The 1,526-nt window shown below is 78.6% G+C and carries 2 protein-coding genes; both read left to right on the top strand.

Annotation, left to right across the window (positions count from 1 at the left end; all coding sequences use genetic code 11):
* On the top strand, positions 1 to 407 hold a 407-nt coding region (locus BH719_RS00735), incomplete at its 5' end, for a hypothetical protein (protein WP_009399882.1).
* 1 nt (position 408) lies between these two features.
* A partial coding sequence (locus tag BH719_RS00730) for a DNA polymerase Y family protein (RefSeq protein WP_009399880.1) occupies positions 409 to 1,526 on the top strand: 1,118 nt, incomplete at its 3' end.

Genomic DNA, 1,526 nt, shown 5'->3' with positions numbered 1-1,526 from the left:
CGCCGCGCGGCCGGCCGGGGAACCTGGAAGTCGTCGGCTCCGCGGTGGTCGAGGCCCCCGCCGCGCGGTCCCGCCTCGTGCGCGCCGTCCTCGGCTCCTGCCCGGACGGGGGGTGGGCCGCCTTCGTGGGAGTGGCCGACATCGGGTGGGAGTGGGCCCACCAGGAGGGGCTCGACCTCGACCGCGTCCTCGTCGTGGCGGTCCCCGGGCACGTCAGCGCGGCACTGGTGTGCTCGCTGTGCCTGGACGCCGTCGACGTCCTGTGCGTGGGCCGGGCCGCGCTCAGCCCGGAGGAACAGCGCCGCCTCGCCGCCCGCGCCCGCGCGCGGGGGCACCGCATCATCACCGAGCGCCCCTGGCCGGGCGTCTCCCGCCCCCTCGCCACGGGCCTGCGGGAGGCGGTATGAGATGAGGCGCATCGCACTGTGGGTCCCCGACTGGCCCGTCAACTCCCTCGCCGCCGGCCTGGAGGCGGGGGAGCCCGGGGCGGTGGTGGCCTCGGGGCGCGTCGAGGCCGCCACCGCCGCCGCCCGCTCGCGGGGGGTCCGAGTGGGCATGAGGGCCAGGGACGCCTTCTCCCTGTGCCCGGAACTCGTGTGCCTGCCGCGCGACGTGGAGAGGGAGGGGAGGGCCTTCGAGGCCGTCCTGAGCGCCTTCGACCAGGTGGCCGCGGGCGTCGAGTGCCTGCGGCCCGGCCTGGCCTGGGCGAATGCCGCGGGGCCCGCCCGCTGGGCCGGCGGGGAGGAGGGGGCCGCGCGGGGCCTCGTCGAGGCCGTGGAGGAGCGCGTCGGCGTCGAGTGCTTCGCCGGGATCGCGGACGGCCCCCTGGGCGCCGTCTGCGCGGCGAGGCAGGGGCGCATCGTCCCCGCGGGGGGAACGGACCGCTTCCTCTCGGGCGTTCCCCTGGGGCCGGTGGTGACTGGCCTGGCGCCCCCGGGCCTGCGCGACCGCGTCGAGGAGGCGGTCGCGCTGCTGCGCCGCCTGGGGATCCGCGTGTGCGCGGACCTGCTGGGCATGGGCGCCACGGCCGTTTCCAGCCGCTTCGGGGCAGCGGGGGAGTTCCTGTGGCGGGCCGCCAGCGGCGGGGAGCTGGTCCTGGCGGGGGCGCCGCGCCCCCTCGGCGACATCGGGACCGGGGTGGACATCGACGAGGGAGGGGAGAACGTCGACGCCGTGCTGGCGCCCGCCCTGCGCTGCGCCCACGACCTCGCCGACCTCCTCGCGCGCCGCGGCCTGCTTGCCGACGCCCTCCTGGTCGAGGCCAGCGCCGGGGGAGGAGGGGAGCTGACCCGGAGGTGGCGCGGGGTCGACCTCATGAGCCCCGACGAGATCGCCGAGCGCGTGCGCTGGAACCTGTTGGGCTGGGCCGAGGGCGCCGCCCGGCCGGAGGGCCCCATCCGCTCCCTCCGCCTCACGGCCGTCGAACCCTACCCGGCCGCCGCCCTCACGCCCCTGTGGGGGGCCGACGCCCGGCAGCGCGGCGTCAAGCGCCTCGCCGCCAGACTCCAAGGGCTGGCGGGGGAGGG

Origin of the sequence: Pauljensenia hongkongensis, from assembly GCF_001746855.1 — a bacterium.
Lineage (GTDB): Bacteria > Actinomycetota > Actinomycetes > Actinomycetales > Actinomycetaceae > Pauljensenia > Pauljensenia hongkongensis.
This window is presented reverse-complemented; position numbering and strand designations above follow the sequence as displayed.